At 63.7% G+C, this 21763-nt stretch carries 20 protein-coding genes and 1 tRNA gene; 12 read left to right on the top strand and 9 right to left on the bottom strand.

Annotation, left to right across the window (positions count from 1 at the left end; genetic code table 11):
- The first annotated feature begins 121 nt into the window (after positions 1–121).
- Entirely contained in the window at positions 122–1840 is a 1719-nt protein-coding gene (locus ACIGJE_RS01185) for a DUF262 domain-containing protein (protein WP_483679114.1), read from the top strand.
- Positions 1841–2078: 238 nt separating this feature from the next.
- Here the strand turns inward: ACIGJE_RS01185 and tehA are convergent, their stop codons facing one another.
- From tehA to ACIGJE_RS01165, 4 genes are all read right to left on the bottom strand, one after another.
- Positions 2079–3062, bottom strand: a complete 984-nt coding sequence (tehA, locus tag ACIGJE_RS01180) for a dicarboxylate transporter/tellurite-resistance protein TehA (RefSeq protein ID WP_483679113.1) — start codon at positions 3060–3062, stop codon at positions 2079–2081.
- 187 nt (positions 3063–3249) lie between these two features.
- Positions 3250–3657, bottom strand: coding sequence for a hypothetical protein (locus ACIGJE_RS01175; RefSeq protein ID WP_367626450.1), 408 nt, complete (start codon positions 3655–3657; stop codon positions 3250–3252).
- Between the two features lie 5 nt (positions 3658–3662).
- Positions 3663–5375: a heparinase II/III family protein gene (locus ACIGJE_RS01170; RefSeq protein ID WP_440727664.1), complete on the bottom strand. Its 1713-nt coding sequence runs from the start codon at positions 5373–5375 to the stop codon at positions 3663–3665.
- A 242-nt stretch (positions 5376–5617) separates the two neighbouring features.
- Positions 5618–6952 (bottom strand): RsmB/NOP family class I SAM-dependent RNA methyltransferase, encoded by a 1335-nt coding sequence (locus ACIGJE_RS01165; protein ID WP_483679112.1) that lies wholly within the window; start codon positions 6950–6952, stop codon positions 5618–5620.
- Positions 6953–7139: 187 nt separating this feature from the next.
- Here ACIGJE_RS01165 and ACIGJE_RS01160 point away from each other — a divergent pair, with 187 nt between their 5' ends.
- The 3 genes from ACIGJE_RS01160 (at position 7140) to ACIGJE_RS01150 (ending at position 9860) form a co-directional block, all read left to right on the top strand.
- Positions 7140–7868 carry a hypothetical protein gene (locus ACIGJE_RS01160; RefSeq protein ID WP_483679111.1) on the top strand — a complete coding sequence of 243 codons (729 nt, stop codon included), beginning with the start codon at positions 7140–7142 and terminating at the stop codon, positions 7866–7868.
- Between the two features lie 75 nt (positions 7869–7943).
- Positions 7944–8402 carry a YaiI/YqxD family protein gene (locus tag ACIGJE_RS01155; protein ID WP_367626454.1) on the top strand — a complete coding sequence of 153 codons (459 nt, stop codon included), beginning with the start codon at positions 7944–7946 and terminating at the stop codon, positions 8400–8402.
- Positions 8403–8498: 96 nt separating this feature from the next.
- On the top strand, positions 8499–9860 hold the full coding sequence (locus tag ACIGJE_RS01150; protein WP_483679110.1) for an ABC1 kinase family protein: 1362 nt from the start codon (positions 8499–8501) through the stop codon (positions 9858–9860).
- A gap of 161 nt (positions 9861–10021) precedes the next feature.
- Here the strand turns inward: ACIGJE_RS01150 and ACIGJE_RS01145 are convergent, their stop codons facing one another.
- Entirely contained in the window at positions 10022–10327 is a 306-nt protein-coding gene (locus tag ACIGJE_RS01145; RefSeq protein WP_311932785.1) for a hypothetical protein, read from the bottom strand.
- Positions 10328–10663: 336 nt separating this feature from the next.
- Here ACIGJE_RS01145 and ACIGJE_RS01140 point away from each other — a divergent pair, with 336 nt between their 5' ends.
- From ACIGJE_RS01140 to ACIGJE_RS01105, 8 genes are all read left to right on the top strand, one after another.
- On the top strand, positions 10664–11458 hold the full coding sequence (locus ACIGJE_RS01140; RefSeq protein WP_415086306.1) for a chorismate mutase: 795 nt from the start codon (positions 10664–10666) through the stop codon (positions 11456–11458).
- 18 nt (positions 11459–11476) lie between these two features.
- Positions 11477–12568 (top strand): histidinol-phosphate transaminase, encoded by a 1092-nt coding sequence (gene hisC / locus ACIGJE_RS01135; RefSeq protein WP_415086308.1) that lies wholly within the window; start codon positions 11477–11479, stop codon positions 12566–12568.
- Between the two features lie 66 nt (positions 12569–12634).
- On the top strand, positions 12635–13339 hold the full coding sequence (locus tag ACIGJE_RS01130; protein WP_311932788.1) for a glutathione S-transferase N-terminal domain-containing protein: 705 nt from the start codon (positions 12635–12637) through the stop codon (positions 13337–13339).
- A 196-nt stretch (positions 13340–13535) separates the two neighbouring features.
- Positions 13536–14465, top strand: a complete 930-nt coding sequence (locus ACIGJE_RS01125; protein WP_415086310.1) for a prephenate/arogenate dehydrogenase family protein — start codon at positions 13536–13538, stop codon at positions 14463–14465.
- 142 nt (positions 14466–14607) lie between these two features.
- On the top strand, positions 14608–15513 hold the full coding sequence (locus tag ACIGJE_RS01120) for a methyltetrahydrofolate cobalamin methyltransferase (RefSeq protein WP_415086312.1): 906 nt from the start codon (positions 14608–14610) through the stop codon (positions 15511–15513).
- 168 nt (positions 15514–15681) lie between these two features.
- A complete protein-coding gene (locus ACIGJE_RS01115; RefSeq protein WP_483679109.1) occupies positions 15682–17691 on the top strand; it encodes an ASKHA domain-containing protein in 2010 nt (669 codons plus the stop codon).
- Between the two features lie 76 nt (positions 17692–17767).
- Complete coding sequence (locus tag ACIGJE_RS01110) at positions 17768–18490, top strand: TIGR02453 family protein (RefSeq protein ID WP_367626457.1); 723 nt, start codon at positions 17768–17770, stop codon at positions 18488–18490.
- 144 nt (positions 18491–18634) lie between these two features.
- A tRNA-Arg gene (locus tag ACIGJE_RS01105) sits at positions 18635–18711 on the top strand.
- A gap of 161 nt (positions 18712–18872) precedes the next feature.
- Here ACIGJE_RS01105 and ACIGJE_RS01100 read toward each other — a convergent pair.
- From ACIGJE_RS01100 to ACIGJE_RS01085, 4 genes are all read right to left on the bottom strand, one after another.
- Positions 18873–19196 carry a hypothetical protein gene (locus ACIGJE_RS01100; RefSeq protein WP_367626458.1) on the bottom strand — a complete coding sequence of 108 codons (324 nt, stop codon included), beginning with the start codon at positions 19194–19196 and terminating at the stop codon, positions 18873–18875.
- 111 nt (positions 19197–19307) lie between these two features.
- Positions 19308–19577, bottom strand: a complete 270-nt coding sequence (locus ACIGJE_RS01095; protein WP_311944048.1) for a hypothetical protein — start codon at positions 19575–19577, stop codon at positions 19308–19310.
- Entirely contained in the window at positions 19574–20377 is an 804-nt protein-coding gene (locus ACIGJE_RS01090; protein ID WP_415086317.1) for a glycoside hydrolase family 108 protein, read from the bottom strand. The genes ACIGJE_RS01095 and ACIGJE_RS01090 overlap by 4 nt, the downstream gene beginning before the upstream one ends.
- Before the next feature lie 409 nt (positions 20378–20786).
- The gene (locus ACIGJE_RS01085) at positions 20787–21698 is read right to left on the bottom strand and encodes a hypothetical protein (protein ID WP_415086319.1); all 912 of its coding nucleotides are present in this window, start codon (positions 21696–21698) and stop codon (positions 20787–20789) included.
- Between the last annotated feature and the right edge of the window lie 65 nt (positions 21699–21763).

The following is a 21763-nucleotide window of genomic DNA, read 5'->3' as shown; positions in this document are numbered from 1 at the left end:
TCCGTTGGTCAAAAACGGACCTTGGTATTCCGCTGTTTCGGCACCATGGATAATCACGAGGCGCTATCGCGGCAGCCGTAATTTCTGATAATGGTCATGAAGAACAAATTCAGGGGAAATCATGGAAGCTTCACCCGCTCAGGTCATTCAGTATTTCAACGGTGAGAAGCAAAATCTCATTCCACTATTCCAGCGGCCGTATTCGTGGCGTTTGCCGAACTGGAAGACTCTGTGGGACGACGTGTTGGTCCAATATGACTCTGACGATAAATCGGCCCATTTCATGGGAACCATCGTATCGGTTCCTGCGCGTAGTGTACCTGTTGGCGTCAGTAAATATCTTATCATTGACGGGCAGCAGCGACTCACGACTGTTTCTATTCTCCTTGCCGCGCTCCGCGACACGCTTGACAAAAACTCCTCCAATCGGATCCAGGAGGTCTATCTTACGAACCGATTCCGCGATCCCGAAGACACATTGAAGTTCGTCCCGACGCAAATCGACCGTGATCGTTATCGCGCGATGATCCTAGATCGCGTTATCTCTGATGATCAGAGCCTCATGTCCGAGGCATACGCCTACTTTAGGAACCAACTCCTGCGAGGTATCGATCCGAACGGTGACCCGATCGATTGTGCCAAGGTACTTACGACTGTCGAGCGCGCATTGCAGGTTGTCATGATTAATCTGGGCGACGATGATGATCCATACCTCATCTTCGAAAGCCTCAATTTCAAGGGTGAGCCGCTCACCCAAGCCGACCTAGTCAGGAACTACATTCTGATGCGATTCCGCCATTCGATGTCAGTCGGTGGGGAACAGGAACGAATCTACACGAAATATTGGGCGCCGATGGAGCAACGTCTCGGCGAAAACATCACCGAATTCCTCCGTCACTATGCAATGAAGGGCGGGGATAACGTCTATCAACGCGGTATTTATGCGGCGACGAAGGCTCTACTCAAAGGCATGTCTGAACCGGCCGAGGTCGAGGGTGAATTGGTCCAGATGACGAATTTTTCTGTCATCTACGCCAGTATACTGGACCCGTCTTTGGAGCAGAATCCATCTATTCGAAAACGGCTCACAAGCCTGAAAATTCTAGATGTGGGGACGTCTTATCCTTTACTCCTTCGGCTTTTTGAGGCGCGACATTTCGGTAAGATCGGTATCGATAGTCTCGAAAAATGCTTGGAACTCATAGAATCGTTCGTGGTGCGGAGGGCCGTTTGTGTCGTACCTACCAACGCACTAAATAAGCTCTTCTTGCAGTGGGCGCGGCAATTTCCGCAAGAGAACCACGTTGATTGGCTGCATTCTTCCATGTCCGCTGGTGCTGGCGGGCGGCGCTTTCCGAACGACGCTGAATTTGGGGAGAACTTCAAGAAATTCGCACAATATGGGCGCGGATATACGCGTTACATACTGCTGCGCCTTGAGGAAGCCTTTGGGCATAAGGAGCGGGTCGACCTAACCAACGCGACGATTGAGCATCTTATGCCGCAGACAATGACTCCAGAGTGGGAAGACGAAGTTGGCTTACAAGCAGACGCAGTGCACGCTCGACTCAAGGATACTTTTGGAAATCTGTCGCTGACTGGTTATAATACTGAATTGGGTAATCTGCCGTTTCGGGAAAAGAAGGCAAAGCTTGCAAACACTCATATTGAGCTCAACCGTTTCGTTCTCGAACAGGAGCGATGGGACGAGGGAGCGATAACACGGCGAGCGGAAGATATGTTCGCAACCGCGATTTCGCTTTGGCTTGGCCCAGTCGCTGAGACTGCGGTTGGGGTGCCAGCGGCCGAACAATCGGATCAGGAAACCACGAGCGTGTAGTGATGCACAATTCCAGTCACTGCCTATCGCGAGCGTCTTTACAGCTGGATTTATAGGTTTAGTGGACACAGTGTGACAGTGATAATTGAGCTGAATCAAGGCTGCTTTTTGAGGCACCTTAGGCCACCGCCATGATGGTGTAAGCAACCACTTCGCTTACCCCCGATGTCGACTGCCGACAAACAAGATGTGGCAAATCGGCAGCAAACTGCCGATTGCGCACGAGAGACCAGTGCTCTCAGACCTTCACCACCGTCGGCTGGCTCGGTGGCGGTGGCAGCAATTTGCCCCGCGCCAGGAGGTAGAGGCTGCCCACCGCCAGCAGGCCGATCACGATATTGGCGATGGCGAACAGGAAGGGCGCGAGCAATTGCGCCGGCGGGCTGGTGCCTTCCGCGGCCAGGCGGATCACGGCGGTCGGCAGGGCGGCGATGCCGAAGCTGAAGCCCCAATAGCCGGGCGAGAAGGGCTGGGCCATGATCCAGGGTAGCAGGCGCAGCAGGATCAGGCCCTGCAGGATGGCATAGCCGATCAGCGCCATGGCGAAGACATCGCCATGGCCGCCGCTGACGTTGAGATAGGCCACCGCGCCCACCGCCGGCGGCGCGAGCTGGATGCCGAGCGTGGGGCGCAGCCTTTCCGGCAGGGCCGGCCCGTGCAGCAGGCGGTTGATCAACACCGATTCCAGCGCCAGCCAGGAGAACACGCCGCCGCCGAAGGCAAGCTGGCCCCATTCCGGCCAGCCGAGGGCCGACAGCGTCGAGGCCGATACGAAGCTGGCCGCGACGGTCGGCAGATAGAGCACGGCCGTCGCCGTGCCGATGTCCCGCTCGCCGCGCCACAGGCCACCGGAGCGGTAGACGGCGAAGGCGATGGCGCCAAGGGTGCCGATGAGAGCCAGCACGAGGCCGCCCGTGCGGGAATAGGGCAGCAGGGCCTGGGCGGTCAGCATCGTCGTCACCGGCGCGAGGCCGATGAAGCAGCACTGGATCGCATCGGCGAATTCGGCGCGCGCATCGCCCGATGCAAACAGCCATTTGCCGGCGAACAGCACGATCAGCAGCGCCCAGACCAGGGCGCCGATGGCGAGGATCGCCTCGGAGATGCCGGCCGGCAGGGGCCAGAGGCGCTCAGCCCCGCGCCAGAGCAGCCCGAGCGCCAGCAGGCCGAGCGGAATGCCGAAGAAGGCGGCGGGCGGAAAGCGAAAACCGGAAGACGTCATGGCCTGTATCCACGGGGTATTGTGCAATGATGGCGCCGGGCCTGATCGTCCCGTCGCGTCCCTTTCAGAGCCTGGGAGAACTAGGCAGTCTGGAGACGCCTGGCGCTTCCCGATCCAGGATAGGCGCAAGATCGGGCGTGTTCAAAGCGGCGTTGGCGATTCCCACTTTCGTAAAAAAAGCCCCGGCTCATTTCCGCACCGGCGTACAGTCCATCACCTTCGTGCCATTGCCGGAATTCGTGACCTTCAGGCGCTGCTTGCCGCTCGTTTCGTCTTTTTCGAGATGATATTGCAGCGTGACGGGTGCCTCGCGTTTGCCGCCGACCGTCCGGGCCGGAAAGAACTTCTCATAGGCCTTGCCGTCCTTTCGGAGCCTGGCGACATTGTCCAGCGAGACGAGCGCCAGGTAGTTCTCGAGATCCGAGGCGACGACGAGCTTGTCGCCCTTGTCGCCATAGAGCGCGACCAGTTGCTGGGTGACCTTTTTCGCGGGGAGATGGGTGCAGGAGAAGGTCATGTAGTCCTCCGGCCGCTCCTGGGCCGTAGCCGGCACGGCCGCCAGGACCGCGAGCGCAACGGGTAGGATACGCCTCATCCCCGTCACACCGGATCGGCCGGCAGGAAGGCCCAGCTCATCGTGTGCTCGCCCTCCGGCAGGGTCATCACGATCTGCACGGAGCGGCGCGGTCCCTCGGGGTTGGCGAGATGCGCGGTCTCGGCCAGGGTGAACGGCACGTCGGCCAGGAACAGCCATTCCTTGCCGCTCGGCAGGGTGATGACGATCTGGGTGTCGCCATTGGCGGGCCGGGCGGCGACGGCGGGGTGGAGGTGGAAGCGCAGCAGCACCGGCTCCTTGCCCTTCCAGGGCTCGGCCTTGTGGTCGAGGAAGCTGTCGCGGCCCTCCAGCGCGCCGGTGATCTGGCTCAGCGTCAGCTCGCGCTGGTGGATCAGGCCGTAATCGTGGCGATAGCCGTCATGGGAGGCGGTGATGGTGCTGGCCGCCGGCGAGTTCTCGCGCTGCACCGGCACATGCTTGGGGCCGGAGAGGATGGCTCGGCCGCCCAGGCTCGGCGCGGTTGCGCCGGGCTTCCTCGTGCCGCCGGCGAAATGGCTGGAGGAGGCGTCGGCCACGATGGCGGTGGAATGGGCGCCGGTGGAACGGGCGAGGTGCCGCCAGTTCTCGCGGCCCGGCGCGGGCGCGCCGCAATTGACCACGATGCGGAAATTGTCGGCCGAGAACTCGAAGGCGAGCGTGCCGGCATGGGCTTCCTGCGAGACGTTCACCGGCGGCGGCTTGCCGGTATCGACCAGCAGCACGGCGCCATTGGCCTCCAGGCGCTGATAGCCGCCATGGGGGGCGTTCTGCACCGGCTTGCCGCGGGCGTCGTCATAGGCGAGCAGCGTGGCGATCAGATGGCTCTGGGTGTAGCCCATGCCGTTGAAGGCGGCGAAGGCGCCGTCGGCATGGCGGAAGAAGCGCAGCATCGGCATCATGCGGTCGATGGCGCCGATCAGTTCGGGCGGGGCGACGGCATTGCGCGCGGCGAAGGACTGGCGCAGGGGCAGGAGGTCGAGCAGCAGCTCGATATTGGCCTGCGGGTTGCGGGAGATGTGGATGCCGTCGGCCAGGATCTGGCGGTTGAGCTCGCTCACCAGCCAGCGCAAGGCCGGGCGGCGCAGGCCCGCCTTGTTGGAGAGGCAGAGGCTCACCTGCATCACCGCGATGGCGCAGAGCAGGCGCGGCATGCCGTCGGTGGTGGCGCGGCCGGCATGCAGGAGATAGCTCGTCTGCCAGGCGACCGAGCGCAGGAAAGCGCGGTAGAAGCCGCGATCGGCGCCGTCGAGGATCATCGGCGCCATCGAGACCCAGGCGAGCATGCGCCGCGCCGTCAGCAGCGGGTCGAGCGCCTCGGGCTGGAAGCGCAGGTTCGAGCGCACGAAATCGCCGACGAGGCGGCGCGCCACCTGCTTGCCGGCGGTGCCGTCGGCGGCCCTGAGATGCCTCAACCAGGTGAAGCCGAGCAGGGTCTCGCGCCAGGCTGGCGAGGGCGGGGCGATGGCGAAGGGGGAGACCTCGTTGAGCACGATCGTCTTGGCGACGAAGGTGAAGCGGCCGAGCACGAGTTCGGCGGCACGGGTGGGGTCGGCGGCCCTCAAATCCTGCGGGGCCAGCACCAGTTTTTCGGGATCGCCGCGGCCGAAGCGCCAGCGCATGAAGGGCAGGAGGTAAAGGCGCGTCAGCACGGCGCGGCCGGATTGCGCGGCAGCAGTGAGGGAGAGACGGAGCTTGGGGCCCAGAGTGCCTCGGCTCATTCCTGACGCGGACCTCCAGAGAAGGGAACGAAGGGACGGGCGCCCGAAGCGGGCATGCCGACGTCGGCGATAGGCTCCTTGTGGCCATTGCGTGAGCTTCGCGCAAGCCTCGGGCCGGCGATTTCAGCGACATGGCCCCAGTTTTAAACGGGGGAGGGGTGGTGGATACGCTGGCCGTCGCCCAGAAAGACGCGACAAGCCCTCTCCACAGGCTGGGGAAGGCTTCCCGCGCCTTACGCGGGCTACCCCTTCCGCCGCATGCGCGCGGCGAAGAAACCGTCCATGCCCGCCATCACCGGATCGGGATCGGGCAGCAGGCTCGGCAGCGTGCGCAGGAAGCCCTCGGGCGTGATGGCGCCCTCGATGCCGCCGATGTCGTCTGACAGCACCGGCTCCAGGGCGAAATCCTTATTGCCGTCGAGGAAGCGGGCGATCTGCTCTTCGCCCTCCTCCCGCTCGAGCGAGCAGGTGCAGTAGACTAGGAGTCCGCCGGGCTTTACCAGGCTGGCCATGCGGCCGAGCATGCGGCGCTGCAGGTCGGCCACCGCGCCGATGTCGCGGGCGGACTTGCTCCAGGCGACGTCGGGATGGCGGCGGATGGTGCCGGTGGCGCTGCAGGGGGCGTCGAGGATGACGGCATCGAAGGGCTCGGCCTTCCAGCCCAGGATGTCGGCCGTCACCACATCGGCCTCGAGGTCGAGGCGCTTGAGATTTTCGGTGAGGCGCTGCAGCCGCGCCGCCGAACGGTCGACCGCGGTGACCCTGGCGCCGGCGGCGGCGACCTGGGCGGTCTTGCCGCCGGGGGCGGCGCAGAGGTCGGCGACCCTCAGTCCCGCGACATCGCCGAGCAGGCGGGCGGGCAGGGCGGCGGCGGCATCCTGCACCCACCATTCCCCGGCCTCGTAGCCCTCCAGCGCCTTGACGGGGCCGTTATGGGCCGTGCGTACCGAGCCGGTGGGCAGCAGGCGGCCACCGAGCCGCTCGGCCCAGCCGGCGGCATCCGCCTTGACGGTGAGGTCGAGCGAGGGCTCGACGCGCTGGGCCGCCGCCATGGCGGCGGCGGTCGCGGTGCCATACTGGTCCGACCAGCGCTTGTAGAGCCAGGAGGGCGTATCCGCCTCGGGCGGGATGGCGGCGAGAAGCTCTTCCTTGCCGGCCGAGATCTTGCGCAGCACGGCATTGGCGAGGCCTGAAAAGGCCTGGGCGCGATCGTCCGCGCGGGCGAGGCGCACGGCAAGGTCCACGGCGGCGCGGTCGGGCACGTCGAGGAAGAGGATCTGGGCCGCCGCCGTGATCAGGATGGCTTCCAGTGGGCCGGATTTGCGCGGCATGCCCTTGGCGAGCAGCTTTTCGAGCAGGGTGCCGATGGTGCCGTAACGCCGCATCGAGACGCCGGCGATCATGCGGGCAAGCGCGAGATCGCGGGCTTCGAGCGAGGCGTCGTCGAAGGCGTCTTCGAGCGCCTGGTCCTGGCCGAGGACGCCCGCCACGGCCTTCACCGCGAGGGCACGGGCGGCAAGGCCGGGAACGCCGGGCCCGGAAGACGGGCGGCGAGCGGGAGAGGGAGGCTTGTTCAAGGGGCTTTGATCCGATTTGCCGCCTCAATAGAGGATTTGGCCGCGGCGCGGAACCCCCGCCGGGCGATGACAGCCCCGCAAACCCTCCTATTCGGCCGCTCCGGCCGCCCGCCTTGCCTCACCCGGCAATCCGTATCATCAAAGGCGTGCCGGGTGGGTAGGTCGGCAGGCGAGCAGGGAGGCGCTTTTGCGCAACATCGATTTCACCTCCTGGCAGAGCCTGCTGGCGACCGTGATCGGCCTTGCGCTCTTCACGCTGATCGGCGTCGGCATCCGCCTGCTGGCGATGTTCACCATCCAGCAGCGGCGCGAACGCCTGAACCGCCAGATCAACGAGCGGGTGCGCACGCTGATCGCGGCCTATCGCACGCTCGGCGGCTCCTTCACCGGTGACCTCACCGTCGATCCGATGCATCTGCGCGAGCTGCGGCAGGCCGCCCCTCCGGCCGAGGGCGAGGCAGAAGGAGAGGTGCCGCCCCTGGACCTCAGCGCCGGCAAGGTGGCGCGTTCCGACCGGGCACGCCGCATCCGCGACGCGGTCGAAGCGGCCTTGTCCGACATCATCCTGCTCGGCACCGAGGAGCATGTCCGCCTCGCCAGCCGGGCGGCGCGCGAGCTGGTCGCCGGCCATCCTGTCCACACGCAGGAGCTTGTGATCTCCCTGCGCGCCTTCATCCGCGAAGCCCTCGATCTCGCCCCGATCCCCGCCGATATCGAGCTGCCGGCCCAGGGGCCGGCCCGCCCCTCCGCCTCGGGCGGCGGCAAGGGCGAGCGCGGCAAGGAGGAGGGACGCCAGGGCGGGGGCGGCGGCAGCGGAATGGGAGGGGGAATGGGTGCCGGCATGGGCGGTGGAATGGGGTTGGGGCTGGGATCTCCCGGGCACGAGGACGACCCGTCGTCGGGCCATGGCACCTGAAGGGCGCCGGGCGAAAAAGGGGCTTTCACTAAAACGCGCTTTGCCCTCAGGCCAAAAAGGCTCTATCGCCTGCCCATGCCCATCGAGATCTTCGTCGACGCCGATGCCTGCCCCGTCAAGGAGGAGGTGTTCCGCGTGGCCGGGCGGCATGGACTCAAGACCCATGTCGTCGCCAACAGCTTCATGCGCCTGCCGCGCGATCCCCTGATCGACTTCGTGCTGGTACAGGCCGGTCCCGACGCCGCGGATGACTGGATTGCGGCGCGCGCGACGCCCGAGGCCGTGGTCGTCACCAACGACATCCCGCTCGCCAGCCGCTGCATCGCGGTGGGCGCCCAGGTGATCGGCGCCACCGGCAAGCCCTTCACCGAAGCCTCCATCGGCATGGCGCTCGCCACCCGCAACCTGATGGAGCATCTGCGCTCCACCGGCGAGATGACCGGCGGCCCGAGACCCTTCTCCGCCAAGGATCGCTCGGCCTTCCTGCAGGCCCTGGACACGGCGATCATGCGGCTGAAACGGAAGGGCGGATAAACCTTCCCCGGCCGGGAGAGCGAGGCCTGCGCCACCCTGTCGCTTGGCGATGGGCCGGCTTGCTCCTATCTAGGATGGGGCAGCCAGGAGACTTTCATGTCCGAGCATGACGAAGAGGCGAACCGGCTTTCGGCCAGGGCGAGGCGCTATGCCCGGGTTGGCGTCAATGTCGGCGGCGTGGCGGCCCGCATGGCCGGATCGCGGCTGATGGGGGGCGGCGGTTCCTCGAGCTCCAATGCGGTGGCGCTGGCCAAGGCGCTCGGCGGGCTGAAGGGGCCGCTGATGAAAGTCGGCCAGCTGCTCTCCACCATTCCCGACGCGCTGCCACCCGATTATGCCGCCGAGCTTTCCAAGCTGCAGAGCCAGGCGCCGCCCATGGGCTGGGCCTTCGTCAAGCGGCGGATGATGGCCGAGCTCGGGCCGGACTGGGCCTCGCGTTTCGGCAGTTTCGAGCATGAACCGGCGGCGGCCGCCTCGCTCGGCCAGGTGCATCGTGCCACCGCCAAGGACGGCACCGCGCTCGCCTGCAAGCTGCAATATGCCGACATGCAGTCGGCCGTGGAGGCCGATCTCGCCCAGCTCCAGGTGCTGTTTGCCCTACACCGGCGCTTCGATCCGGCCATCGACACCCGCGAGATCTACCAGGAGATCGGCGAGCGGGTACGCGAGGAACTCGATTATCGCCGCGAGGCCAAGCACACCGCGCTCTACCGCAACGCCTTCGCCTCGCTCGGCATTTCCGACGTGCGGGCGCCGCAGGTGTGGGCCGAGCTCTCCACTGGCCGCCTGCTCACCATGGACTGGCTCACCGGCGAGCGCATCCTCGCCTTCAAGGAAGCCGAGCTGCCGGTGCGCAACCGGCTGGCGGCGGCAATGTTCGCGGCCTGGTGGCAGCCTTATGCCCATATCGGCATTATCCACGGCGACCCGCATCTGGGCAATTACACCGTGTTCAGCGAGGGGGGCGAGCCCTCGGGCATCAACCTGCTCGATTACGGCTGCATCCGCATCTTCCCGCCGGCTTTCGTCGGCGGCGTGGTCGAGCTCTATCGCGGCCTCCTCCAGGACGAGACAGAGCGCGTGGTCCACGCCTACGAGACCTGGGGCTTCCGCAAGCTGAGCAAGGACCTGATCGAGACGCTGAATTTATGGGCGCGCTTCATTTTCGGCCCGCTGCTCGATGACCGGGTGCGCACCATCGCCGATGGTGTGGCGCCGTCCGAATATGGCCGCAGGGAAGCCTATGCCGTGCACCAGGCGCTCAAGCAGAAGGGCCCGGTGACGGTGCCGCGCGAATTCGTGTTCATGGATCGTGCCGCCATCGGCCTTGGCGGCGTGTTTCTGCATCTGCGCGCCGAACTGAACTTCCACCGCCTGTTCGAGGCGGCCATCGAGGATTTTTCGGTTGAGACGGTGGCGGCCCGCCAACAGGCCGCGCTTGCCGAGGTCGGCTTGTAGGCGGCGGCAAAAGGCCGGAAACGCGTCTCTCATCATTGCCGGATATCACGGCGATCCGGAACCTTGGCTGGATCGCAAGGAGATGCCCGGGACAAGCCCGGGCATGACAAGGTCAGAGCCTGATGTGGTGAAGGCTGCCGAAAATGCCTGGGATTCCCGGCTCAGGAGGCGGGGGCTTCGGTGCGGTGATGCAGCGGATGCCGCACAGCGGCGTGATGCACCCGGCGCGGCGTCATCGGGGCGGCGGGGGCTTCGGTACCCGGTGCCGTCTCCACGGCCGGATCGACGCCCTGGCCGGCATTGGCGTTCCACAAAGGCATGGCCGCTGGTGCGACCGGTGTCTTGGCTTCGTCATAACCGAAGCCGCGTTGGATCGAATAGAAGTCGGTGATGCCATCGGCCTGGGCGCAGGAGGCCGCCGCTGCCAGCCCACATGCGGCCAAAACGGAAGTGATCAAAACTCTCATCGTGTTTACCCTTTGGAATATTGCGGTGCTCTCATGTCATCGCCGTGTCAGAAGTAGAGCATAGCGTTGCCATAAGTATGGCATAAACACAGTGTTCGCGAAGTTGTGACGTTTGTTTCTGGCGTGTTGCTGAAATATTTATCAATGATTGTCAGGATTTGCTGATGCAACTTTTCATTGAGAATGAAAACTATTTGTGGTTGCGGCGGGATAAAAATTCAACGTAGTGGTGATGATGACATCTATGCGGCCGAGAACTGCCGTGGGTGCGGTGGTTGCCATCACCGACCCATCCGCCTATGACAGTCCTCCCACCTTTGATGCCCGAATGCCGCCATGACCCCGATGCAACCGGCCACCGACCTCGCCGATCTCCGCAAAGAAATCGATCGCATCGATGCTGCCATGCATGGGCTCTTGATGGAGCGCGGCGAGATCATCGACCAACTCATCGCCATCAAGCGCTCGCAGGCCTCCGGTTCAGCCTTCCGGCCCGGGCGGGAAGCCTCGATGATGCGCGACATCGTCGGGCGCCATCATGGCATCCTGCCGGTCGATATCGTCGAATCGATCTGGCGGGTGATCATCGCCACCTTTACCCATGTGCAGGCGCCCTACACGGTGCATGGCGACATCTCGCTCGGCAATGCGGCGATGCGCGATGTTGCCCGCTTCCATTTCGGCTTCGTGGTGCCCTATGAGACGCATGACGATGCCGGCGACGTCATTCACGCGCTGAGCCATTCGCGCGGCGACCTCGGCCTGGTGCCGGTGGCCGCTCCCGGCGCCTGGTGGCGGGCTCTGGAAGGGGAGACGGCGCCCAAGATCATCGCGAGACTTCCCTTCGTCGAGCGGGCCGATCATCCGGCCGCACTGCCGACCTATGTGCTGTCCAAGCCGATCGATGAGCCGCTTTCTTCCAGCGATGTCAGGCTGGTCTCGGCCGTGCTGCCGATGGCCCTGCCCAAGCTGCCGCAGGGCTGGAGCATTCCCGCCCATGCCGGCGCGGCCCTGCTGGTCGCCCTGCATCCGGGGCAGACCATCGTTGCGCTCGCCGAGGCCCTGCCGTCTGGCACCAGCTTCGAGACTGTCGGCTTCCATGCGCCGGCTTTCGTCCTGCCTCTCAAGTAACCTTCGGAATCCCCAGACATGAACGGTCCCGTTCCCCGCAAGGGCATCCTCGACATCGATGCCTATGTGCCCGGCAAGTCGGCGGCGCCCGCTGGCGTCAAGCTTTGGAAATTGTCGTCCAACGAGACGCCGCTCGGTCCGAGCGCCCAGGCCAAGGCTGCCTATGCCGCCGCCGGCGAGAAGCTCGAACTCTATCCCGACGGCGCCTCTTCCGCTTTGCGGGCGGCGATCGCGGCGCGCTACGGCCTCGATCCCGCCCGGCTGATCTGCGGCGCCGGCTCGGACGAACTTCTCTCGCTTCTGGCCTATACCTATCTCGGACCCGGGGACGAGGCCGTTTACAGCGAGCACGGCTTCCTGGTCTACAAGATCGCCACGCTCGCGGCCGGCGCGACGCCCGTGGTGGCGCCCGAGAAGAACTACACGGCCGATGTCGACGCCCTGCTGGCGCGGGTGACGGCGAAGACCAAGATCGTCTTCCTCGCCAATCCCAACAATCCGACCGGCACCTATCTGCCCTTCGACGAGGTCAAGCGCCTGCATGCCGGCCTGCGCTCCGATATCCTCCTGGTGCTCGATGCCGCCTATGCCGAATATGTGCGGGCGAACGACTATGAATCCGGCCTCGAACTGGTCGCGACCAGTCCCAACGTGGTGATGGCCCGTACCTTCTCGAAGATCTATGGCCTTGCCAATCTGCGCCTGGGCTGGATGGTAGGACCGCCGGCGGTGATCGATGCGGTCAACCGCATTCGTGGTCCCTTCAATGTCTCCGGCCCCGCCATGGCGGCCGGTATCGCCGCCATCCAGGATGACGCGCATGTGGCCGATGCCATCGCCCATAACGACAAATGGCTCGCCTTCCTCACCAAGGAACTCACCGGCCTCGGCCTGGGCGTGACGCCGTCCGTCGGCAATTTCCTGCTGGTGCATTTCTCCAAGGAAGCCGGCAAAGGCGCCAGGGATGCCGACGCTTTCCTGACTGAACGCGGCCTGATCCTACGGCGCGTCGATGCCTATGGCTTGCCCGATGCCCTGCGCCTGACCATCGGCTCGGAAGAAGCCAACCGCCTGGTGGTCGAAACGTTGCGCGAGTTCCTGGGAAAATAACGCGGATTTCTCCTTGTCCACACGCCCTTTCCCACCCTGGGAGAGGGGAGCCAATCCGGAGGCTTTATGTCTGATCTTTCCGCCTTTCCGATCACCAAGCGCTGGCCGGCCCAGCATCCGGATCGGGTCCAACTTTACTCGCTGCCTACGCCCAATGGCGTGAAAGTATCGATCATGCTGGAGGAGACCGGGCTCGCCTATGAGCCGCATCTCATCGACATCGGCAAGAACGAGACCTGGGGGCCCGAATTCCTGTCGCTCAATCCCAATGGCAAGATCCCGGCGATCATCGATCCCCATGGCCCGGGCGGCAAGCCGCTCGGCCTGTTCGAATCCGGCGCCATCCTGCTCTATCTCGCCGAGAAGACCGGCAAGTTCCTGCCCGCCGATGCCGCTGCCCGCTACGAGACCATCCAATGGGTGTTCTTCCAGATGGCGGCGATCGGGCCAATGTTCGGCCAGGTCGGCTTCTTCCATAAATTTGCGGGCCGCGAGATCGAGGACAAGCGCCCATTGCAACGCTATGTCGGCGAATCCAAGCGTCTGCTCGGTGTGCTCGAAACCCGCCTGGAAGGGCGCGACTGGTTGATGGGCGCCGACTACACCATCGCCGACATTGCCACGCTTGGCTGGGTGCGCAACCTCGTCGGCTTCTATGGCGCTGGCGAGCTCGTCGACTATGCGAGCTTGAAGCGCGTGCCGGCCTGGCTCGAACGCGGCCTTGCCCGCCCCGCCGTGCAGCGCGGGCTGGAGATCCCGAACAGAGGCTGACCTTCCCGGGACAGCGGGCTTTCTGCCGGCTTTTCAATCACTGATGACACGAAAAAAAGCGACGCGGCCGTTTCCGGCCGCGTCGCTTTTCATTTCGAAAGTCCAGGTTCGAGGGCCAGTAAGGGCCGCCGTATCAGGCAGGATTTGCCTTCCTAGGCCTCATCGTGCACAGAAGGTGAAAATTTCCAAGGTTCCCATGTCTGACGCTTCCTTTCTCTTCGACCGGCTCTGCGTGATCGGAATCGGCCTGATCGGCTCCTCTATCCTGCGGGCGGCACGCGGCTACGGACTTGCCCGGACGCTGGTGGCGGCGGACCTTTCGCAAAAGGTGATCGGGCGTGTCGAAGAACTCGGCATCGCCGATGTCGCTACCACGGATTTCGGCGCCGCAGTCACGGACGCCGACTGCGTCATCCTCTGCGTGCCCTCGGGCGCCTTCGGCGTGGTGACCGAGATCATTGCCCCGCATCTCAAGCAAGGCGCCATCATCTCCGACACCGGCTCGGTCAAGGGCGCCGTGGTGGCACAGATGTCACCCTTCCTGCCGGTGGGCGTACATTTCATCCCCGCCCATCCCGTGGCCGGCACCGAGCATTCGGGACCTGATGCCGGCTTTGCCGAATTGTTCGAGAACCGCTGGTGCATCTTCACGCCGGCCGAGGACATCGATGCCGAGGCTCTGGCGCGCTATCGCGCCTTCTGGGAGAGGCTGGGTTCCAGGGTCGAGTGCATGACGCCCGAGCACCACGATTTGGTGCTCGCTGTCACCAGCCATGTTCCGCATCTCATCGCCTACAATATCGTCGGCACCGCCGACGATCTGGAGGCGGTTACGCAGTCGGAGGTGATCAAGTTCTCCGCCGGCGGCTTCCGCGACTTCACGCGCATCGCTGCCTCCGACCCCACCATGTGGCGCGATGTCTTCCTCAACAACAAGAAGGCTGTGCTGGAAGTGCTTGGCCGATTCTCGGAGGATCTGGCTTATCTGCAGCGGGCGATCCGCTGGGGGGAAGGCGACAAATTGTTCGACCTGTTCACACGCACCCGGGCGGTGCGCCGTTCGATCATCGACCAGGGGCAGGAGACCGCTGCTCCCGATTTCGGTCGTCCGCATGGCAAGCAATGAAGCCTGTCGCCGGTGAGGCCTGTCGTATGGCCGCCATCAGCCTCGTCAGGGCCGCCAAATCCTGTCGTTTGCAGGCTAGCGGCTGGCTCGGTTGCGACCTTAATTAGCAGGTGACTTCTCTCCAAGGCGGAACGGAAAGACCATGACCGAAACGGTTATTACTTCGGAAAAGCAAAAGGTCGTGCTGGGCTTCGACAAGCGCTTCGTCATGATCGGCGAACGCATCAACCCGACGGGCCGCAAGCTGCTCGCCGCGGAGATGGCGGCCGGCGACTATTCGCGTGTCGTCTCCGACGCGATCGCCCAGGTCGAGGCCGGTGCCCAGATGCTGGACGTGAATGCCGGCATCCCGCTGGCCGACGAGCCGAAGATCCTGGCTGAATGCGTCAAGCTGGTGCAGGATACCGTGCCGGTGCCGCTCTCGATCGATAGCTCCATCGTCGAGGCGCTGGAAGCCGGCCTTTCCGTCTACAAGGGCAAGCCGCTGGTCAATTCCGTCACCGGCGAGGAAGAGCGCCTCGAGCGCGTGCTGCCGCTGGTTAAGAAATACAATGCAGCCGTCGTCGCCATTTCGAACGACGAGACCGGCATCTCCGAGGATCCTGACGTGCGCTACGAGGTCGCCAAGAAGATCGTCGAGCGTGCCGCCGATTACGGCATCTCGCGCGAGGATATCGTGGTCGACCCGCTGGTGATGCCGGTGGGCGCTATCAACGATGCCGGCCGCAAGCTGATGCACCTCCTGCGCCGCCTACAGACCGAGCTGAAGGTCAACACCACCTGCGGGGCCTCCAACTTCTCCTTCGGCCTGCCGAACCGCCGTGGCCTCAATGCGTCCTTCCTGCCGATGATGATCGGCGCCGGCATGACCTCGGCGATCATGAACCCGCTGCATCTGGAGGACATCCAGGCCATTCTCGGCGCTGACGTCGTGATGGGCCACGATCCCAACTGCATGAGCTGGATCAAGAAGTTCCGCGAGCCGCAGCCGGAGGCCGCAGAAGGCGCCGGCGCCGGCCGGCGTGAGCGCCGCCGCGCGCGCGGGTAAGGCGCAAATCCCCTCCCCGGGCCGGGTGCAAGGGATCCCCAGCCCAAGCTTCGTCCATCCGGCTTGCAGCACGGACCATGACGAATACTTAAAGGGTTGAGGCTAGACCCTCACCCCAGCCCCTCTCCCGACTCGGGAGAGGGGGGTCTCATGGCAAGGCCCCCGTCAATGACCAATCCGCTCGTCTTCTTCGCACCCTCCGGCAAGCGCGGCCGTTTTCCCGAAGGTACCTCCGTCCTCGAGGCGGCCCGCAAGCTCGGCGTCGACCTCGATTCGGTCTGTGGCGGGCGCGGCATTTGCGGGCGCTGCCAGGTCGAGGTCGGTGACGGCAAATTCCCCAAGCTCGGCATCGTCTCGGCGCCCGACCACGTCACCGAATGGAACGCAGTGGAGGAGCGCTACGTCTCCAAGCGCGGCCCGCTCGCCGAGGGCCGGCGCCTCGGCTGCCAGGCCAAATTGTGCAGCGACGTCGTCATCGACGTACCGCCCGATAGCCAGGTGCATCGCCAGGTCGTACGCAAGAGCGCCGCGATCCGAGACATCGCCATCGAGCCGGTGGTAGCGCTGCATTATGTCGAAGTGCGCGAGCCCGACATGCACGAGCCCTCTTCCGATTTCCGCCGCCTGCAGGAGGCGCTGGAGCAGCAATGGGGCCTCAAGGACGTCACCGCGCCGTTGGAATCGCTGCGCCTGCTGCAATGGTCGCTGCGCCAGGGCCAGTGGTCGGTGACGGTCGCCATCAGGCACAAGCGCGAGATCGTCGGCATCTGGCCCGGCCTGCATGAGCAGGGCGTGGGGCTGGCCGTCGACATCGGCTCCACCACCATCGCCGCGCATCTGTGCGATCTTGCCAGCGGCGAGGTGTTGGCATCCTCGGGCGTCATGAACCCGCAGATTCGCTTCGGCGAGGACGTGATGAGCCGCGTCTCCTATGTGATGATGAATCCGGGCGGCGATGTCGAGCTGACCACGGCGGTGCGCGAAGCAATCGCCGAGCTCGCCGTGTCCGTCACCAAGGAGGTCGGCCTCAACTCCAACGATATTCTCGAGATGACCGTGGTCGCCAACCCGATCATGCATCATCTCTTCCTCGGCCTCGATCCGACCGAGCTCGGCGGTGCGCCCTTTGCGCTTACCATCGATGGCGCCTACCAGACACGGGCGGCCCATCTCAACCTGCCACTCTCGAGCGGCGCCTATGTCTATGTGCTGCCCTGCATCGCTGGTCATGTCGGCGCCGATACCGCCGGCGTCGTGCTTTCGGAAGGGCCCTATCTCAGGCCGGAAGTGTCGCTGGTGGTCGATGTCGGCACCAATGCCGAGATCGTGCTGGGCAATCGCGAACGCCTGCTCGCCTGCTCCTCGCCCACGGGCCCGGCCTTCGAGGGCGGCCAGATCTCTTCAGGCCAGCGTGCCGCCCCCGGCGCCATCGAGCGCGTGCGCATCGACCCTGTTACGCTGGAACCACGCTACAAGGTGATCGGCTCGGATCTGTGGTCGGACGAGCCGGGCTTCGACAAGGCGGTGATTCGCACCGGCGTTACCGGCATCTGCGGTTCGGGCATTATCGAGGCGATCGCCGAGATGCTGCTGGCGGGCCTGATCACGCCCGATGGCGTGGTCGACGGTGCCATGGCGGCCCGCTCGCCGCGTATCGAAGAGGATGGGCGCACCTTCAAATATCTCATCCGCGAGGGCGAGCCGCGCATCGCCATCACCCAGAACGACGTGCGTGCCATCCAGCTCGGCAAGGCCGCGCTCTATGCCGGCGTGCGCCTCCTGATGGATCGCTACGGCGTTGCCGCGGTCGATCGCATCACCCTGGCCGGCGCCTTTGGCAGCCACATCGACGTCAAGCATGCCATGATCCTTGGTCTGGTGCCTGATTGCGAACTCGACAAGGTCGGCTCGGCCGGCAATGCTGCCGGCACGGGTGCCCGCATCGCTCTGCTCAATGCCTCGGCTCGCACGGAGATCGAGGATGTGGTGCGGCGCATCGAGAAGGTGGAGACCGCCATCGAGCCCTCCTTCCAGGCCCATTTCGTCGGTGCCATGGCGATCCCGCACAAATCCGACCCGTTCCCCCATCTGGAGGCCGCGCTCGGCGTCACCTTCAAGCGTGGCAGCGGCGATGGAGAGGGGGGCGGGGGCCGTGAGCGTCGGCGCCGGAGGGGGTGATCACGGCGACATGCCTCATGTCGTGATATCAGCCCCTCTCTTGGAAACATCAGGCCTTCCGCGATAGGAAGGGGTGATGTTCGCACTCCAAGGATTGCCCATGCCCGCTTCCTTCACCGGCTTCGGCGAGAAGGCGCTGCCTTTCTTCAAGGCGCTCGAATTTCACATGAATCGCGACTGGTTCCAGGAGAATCGCGGCCTCTATGACAGCGACGTGCTGGCGCCCTTTTCGGCCCTGATCGAGGCTGTCAACGCAGCCTGCATCACCAAGGGGCTGCCGATGCGCGGTACGCCGAAGAGCGCGCTCTTCCGCATCCATCGGGACGTGCGCTTCGCCAAGGATAAGCGCCCCTACAAGACCCATGCCGGCGCGGTGATGACCCGCTCGGGGGCCAAGAATGACCCGGGTCTCACCTATTTCCACATCTCGCCCGAAGGCTGCTTTGCCGCCGTCGGCTTCTACGACCTCGAGCCGAAGCAGCTTGCCGCCTTCCGCCAGGCGATCACCGCCACCCCCGAGCGCTTCCGCGCCATGACAGCCAGGCTTGCAACCGCGGGGCTCGCCTTCGATCCGCAATGGAGCCTCAAGCGTCCGCCGCGCGAAGCCGCCGGCATCGAGGATGCCGATCTCGTCGCCGCCCTGAAGTTGAAGTCGATCGTGGTGAGGAGGCCTCTGCCGGACGCGCTGATCCGCACCCCCGAGCTCGTCGATGCCTGCACGGGCTTGATCGAAGACGCTTTGCCGCTGCTCGATTTTGGCTGGTCGGCTTTGGCGGTGTTGGAGCCGGAACGCGGTTGAAAGACCGGCGAGAAATGAGGTCCGGGGAGGAGCGCATTCGCTCTGGGCGCCCTGATCGGGCTCTCTTCGAGCACAAACAAGGCCGAATGACACGGAAAGGGCTTGACCTTTTCCATACGAACGGGTTTTCGTGGCGCCCAGGCTGTCCCGGTAGCTCAGCAGGATAGAGCAACGGTTTCCTAAACCGTAGGTCAGGGGTTCGAATCCCTTCCGGGACGCCAAATTTCTCCAGCAGAATCAACGCCGTCACCTTTGTGGCCGATACGCGCGAAGCGAGAGCGCCGCATATGGCAACGGTTAGCTACGGCACAAAAGATGGCACAGCCGATTCCAGGCTTGTCCTCAGGGGATGAACTGGGAGGTCGCCAAAAACGGCTGAGGGTTACCTTGGCCCGTATGCACGGCTGGGCTGCTTGTCATCAATGAGACGATCGAGTTTGGCCTCGATGCGTCGGGTGGTCTCGACGAAGGCCTGCATCGTGGTCTCTGCCTTGGCGAAACGCTCGCGAGCATCGGAGCTACTGTCCTTCAGCTTGCCGATTTCGAGCTCGAGCTTGAGGCTGCGCTCCTCCATGACGGTGACGCGGCTGTTGAGCTGGCTCGACCACCAGACGACGCCCGCCGTCTGGACCAGGAGTGTGATCACCAGAGCAACGGGAATTTTCTTGTCCACTGCCCAATGTTCCGTCTCGCTTGGCATGGTCATGACCAGCACCCCGCCGCTCTGCCGCCTTCGTAATGGACCGCGAGGCGGCGGTTGCCATCGCGCGAAGTGGCCTGCACGTACCGCAGGCTATCGGTGATGACGCCGCATGGTCTATCGACCGGAACGCTTGCACACCCGCTCAAAGCGATCCCAATCGCCACCAGCGGCATAACAGCGATTGACCTGGTCGCTCGCATCGTTGAAGCGGTCTTTGGCTGCATCGTTCGCCCTTTCGATCTTGGCGGTGGCGTCAATGGCGCCCTGGTTGATGAAGTGCTGGCGGAAGTGGAGGGCACCGGCCAACGCAGCGACGATTGCTGCGATGGTCAACCAGCCGCGGACGGGGATGAGACGGAGCAAGGTGAGGGCGGTAGCGATCATGTCGCCGCCTCGCGATATTTTGCCTGCCGATAGGCGATGATGGCGAGGCCCACGATCGCTGCGGCGCTGCCGCCAGCAACCAGCAGGGCGAAGACGATATCGACCACGCCACCATTGCCGGTGATCGGCTGCAATGCATCCTTGGCCGCGCCGATCGTGGCACTGGCCGTGCCGATCGTGGCTGCAATGGTACCCTTGCCGACGATGGTCGAGGAGATCCTGGCGTCAGCGGGCGTGGCGGTCTCCAGGCCGACTGGCGGTGGAGGAATAGCGGTGGCGACTCCATTGGCCATAAGGAGAGCGGCTTCCCGCACACGAGTCGTGCGGGCGTTCCAGCCCTTGCCGAAGGCCGGCCAGGTCTTGAGGCCGCGCAGGAACCGCAGGCGGGCGTCCTGCAGTTCGTCGATGAGGTCGGTCACCTCATGTCTGCGGATGGCCTCGAGCGTCTTGACGCCCAGAATGCCGTCTACCTCGACCGCGAGAAGGCGCTGGAGCGTCTTCACGGCCTGGGCCGGGCCGGAATTCACGGCATAGTCGAACAAAGCATAGTCCAGACCAGCCGGCAGTTCCCGATAGCGCAAGGGCTGCGCATACTGCCTGTCCAGGATCCGGGCCGCTTCCGCCAGCGTCAGACGCTTGACCTCCTCCGGCGTGGCCTTGCGGCCAAGCCGGCGCGCAGCACCCAGAGTGGCAGCTGTAATCCCATATTTCGTGGCGCCGCCTGGATCACGCGGATGATTCACATACCCCCCCTCCGAGCCGAAGACGAGCGTGATGGTTTGCGCGAGGGAGTCGCTCATGGTGACTGCTCCATGGATAGAGAAATAAGGGCTCGCTGGAGGGAGCCTGTGATCAGTTCATCGATTGCGATGCTGTGTTGTTGGAGCCGCCATCCGACCTATAGGTGGTTTCTTATAAGGACCAGCAGGACGCGAGACGAAGGGCCCAAAAGTGCGGAACTGAGCCGGATAGCTCGCGGTCAAACAAGGCGCCGCTCCCTTTGAAACGTGTATTCTGGAGTAAAGGTGACTCGATTAATCTTATTTTTACTCTTAAATTCTACGTATTATTTGTATATATCAAGATATAATGATAAAATTTCTTAGAGATAGTACGAAGTTTATCGCGAGATAAGACCTAGAAAGCCCACGGCGTTTCTAGAAATTTCATTCAAGATGCTCTGAAATGTCTGACGGTGGCGGCCGAATTTTAGCTAGGAAAGGCCTTTTTGGACGAAATAGGTGGCTTTCCCATTGCTTTGCGAATAAACGAGGTTACCTCGTCCCAAACATCTGGAATCATATCGACAGGCCCGCGGGGGTAATGCCATTTCAGCCATGCGACAAACTTGCGCCATGGCGATCCCGGGACTGAGCGTGCATCGGTTCCCCAGCATCGCTTGACCAAACGGTCACGTTTTCGCTTACTGCCGCAAGTATATTGGATAGTACGATTATCGGCGATCAGGAGCCCTTCTTGTTCGGCAAGCCGGAAGGTCTGGCTCTTCGGCCAATCCTCGGGCAGCCACCGTCCACCGAAGCGGTCGACAACGACGGGTCGCAGCCCCTTGGCGACAATCTGTTTCGTCATGCCGTTGGGGCCGGCCTCGAAGTTGCTGCCATCGAATATCGTGACCTGAGGGCCGGCATCGAGTGAGTTGAAGATCTCGGTCCTGATCATGAAGGCATTGGACCGAATTCCCACATTGGGGAATGGTGTGTCATCGTTGAGGCATTCGTACCCGCCGCTTGCGCCGACGATCCCACAATCCGTGATAGCGTCAAACGCCGAGAGATAACGAGACAGCCAATTTGGAGCGAGAATTCTGCTCCACGATGTCAATGGGAGAACAAACTCTGTCCCGCAGGAGGCCGCGGCTTCCCGGATGACCGCCGTTGGAGGTATTTCGTCGGGGAAGCGCATAGTTCTAAAGCTAGAACAGGGCAGCGAGGACAGCACATTTGCATAAGCAATTGGCTCGTCGGATCCGTATCCTTTTGCGGCAACTACCAAGTCATACTCTTCGCCGGCCGGATAGGCTTTCAGGCTTCTAAAGAATGCGCAAACATATCTTGGATCGTTCAGTTTTCGCCACAAGAATATTACAGTAATGCGTGGCATTGATGTCTGAAAATCCTGAGCGCCCCAGTGGGGTATATAACGGGTGTACCTGTTCCACCATACCT

The organism is Labrys sp. E2SS-1L (genome assembly GCF_057073705.1).
Note: the sequence above shows the minus strand (reverse complement) of the source record. Positions and strands in the feature narration are given on the sequence as shown.

Excerpts from the sequence above, each read along its gene's own strand:
- ACIGJE_RS01185 (WP_483679114.1), top strand. The coding sequence starts at position 122 with ATGGAAGCTTCACCCGCTCAGGTCATTCAGTATTTCAACGGTGAGAAG.
- ACIGJE_RS01140 (WP_415086306.1), top strand. The coding sequence starts at position 10,664 with ATGACCCCGATGCAACCGGCCACCGACCTCGCCGATCTCCGCAAAGAA.
- tehA (WP_483679113.1), bottom strand. The coding sequence starts at position 3,062 with ATGACGTCTTCCGGTTTTCGCTTTCCGCCCGCCGCCTTCTTCGGCATT.
- hisC (WP_415086308.1), top strand. The coding sequence starts at position 11,477 with ATGAACGGTCCCGTTCCCCGCAAGGGCATCCTCGACATCGATGCCTAT.
- ACIGJE_RS01115 (WP_483679109.1), top strand. The coding sequence starts at position 15,682 with ATGACCAATCCGCTCGTCTTCTTCGCACCCTCCGGCAAGCGCGGCCGT.
- ACIGJE_RS01090 (WP_415086317.1), bottom strand. The coding sequence starts at position 20,377 with ATGAGCGACTCCCTCGCGCAAACCATCACGCTCGTCTTCGGCTCGGAG.
- ACIGJE_RS01150 (WP_483679110.1), top strand. The coding sequence starts at position 8,499 with ATGTCCGAGCATGACGAAGAGGCGAACCGGCTTTCGGCCAGGGCGAGG.
- ACIGJE_RS01085 (WP_415086319.1), bottom strand. The coding sequence starts at position 21,698 with ATGCCACGCATTACTGTAATATTCTTGTGGCGAAAACTGAACGATCCA.
- ACIGJE_RS01120 (WP_415086312.1), top strand. The coding sequence starts at position 14,608 with ATGACCGAAACGGTTATTACTTCGGAAAAGCAAAAGGTCGTGCTGGGC.
- ACIGJE_RS01110 (WP_367626457.1), top strand. The coding sequence starts at position 17,768 with ATGTTCGCACTCCAAGGATTGCCCATGCCCGCTTCCTTCACCGGCTTC.
- ACIGJE_RS01125 (WP_415086310.1), top strand. The coding sequence starts at position 13,536 with ATGTCTGACGCTTCCTTTCTCTTCGACCGGCTCTGCGTGATCGGAATC.
- ACIGJE_RS01145 (WP_311932785.1), bottom strand. The coding sequence starts at position 10,327 with ATGAGAGTTTTGATCACTTCCGTTTTGGCCGCATGTGGGCTGGCAGCG.
- ACIGJE_RS01175 (WP_367626450.1), bottom strand. The coding sequence starts at position 3,657 with ATGAGGCGTATCCTACCCGTTGCGCTCGCGGTCCTGGCGGCCGTGCCG.
- ACIGJE_RS01095 (WP_311944048.1), bottom strand. The coding sequence starts at position 19,577 with ATGATCGCTACCGCCCTCACCTTGCTCCGTCTCATCCCCGTCCGCGGC.
- ACIGJE_RS01100 (WP_367626458.1), bottom strand. The coding sequence starts at position 19,196 with ATGACCATGCCAAGCGAGACGGAACATTGGGCAGTGGACAAGAAAATT.
- ACIGJE_RS01130 (WP_311932788.1), top strand. The coding sequence starts at position 12,635 with ATGTCTGATCTTTCCGCCTTTCCGATCACCAAGCGCTGGCCGGCCCAG.
- ACIGJE_RS01155 (WP_367626454.1), top strand. The coding sequence starts at position 7,944 with ATGCCCATCGAGATCTTCGTCGACGCCGATGCCTGCCCCGTCAAGGAG.
- ACIGJE_RS01170 (WP_440727664.1), bottom strand. The coding sequence starts at position 5,375 with ATGAGCCGAGGCACTCTGGGCCCCAAGCTCCGTCTCTCCCTCACTGCT.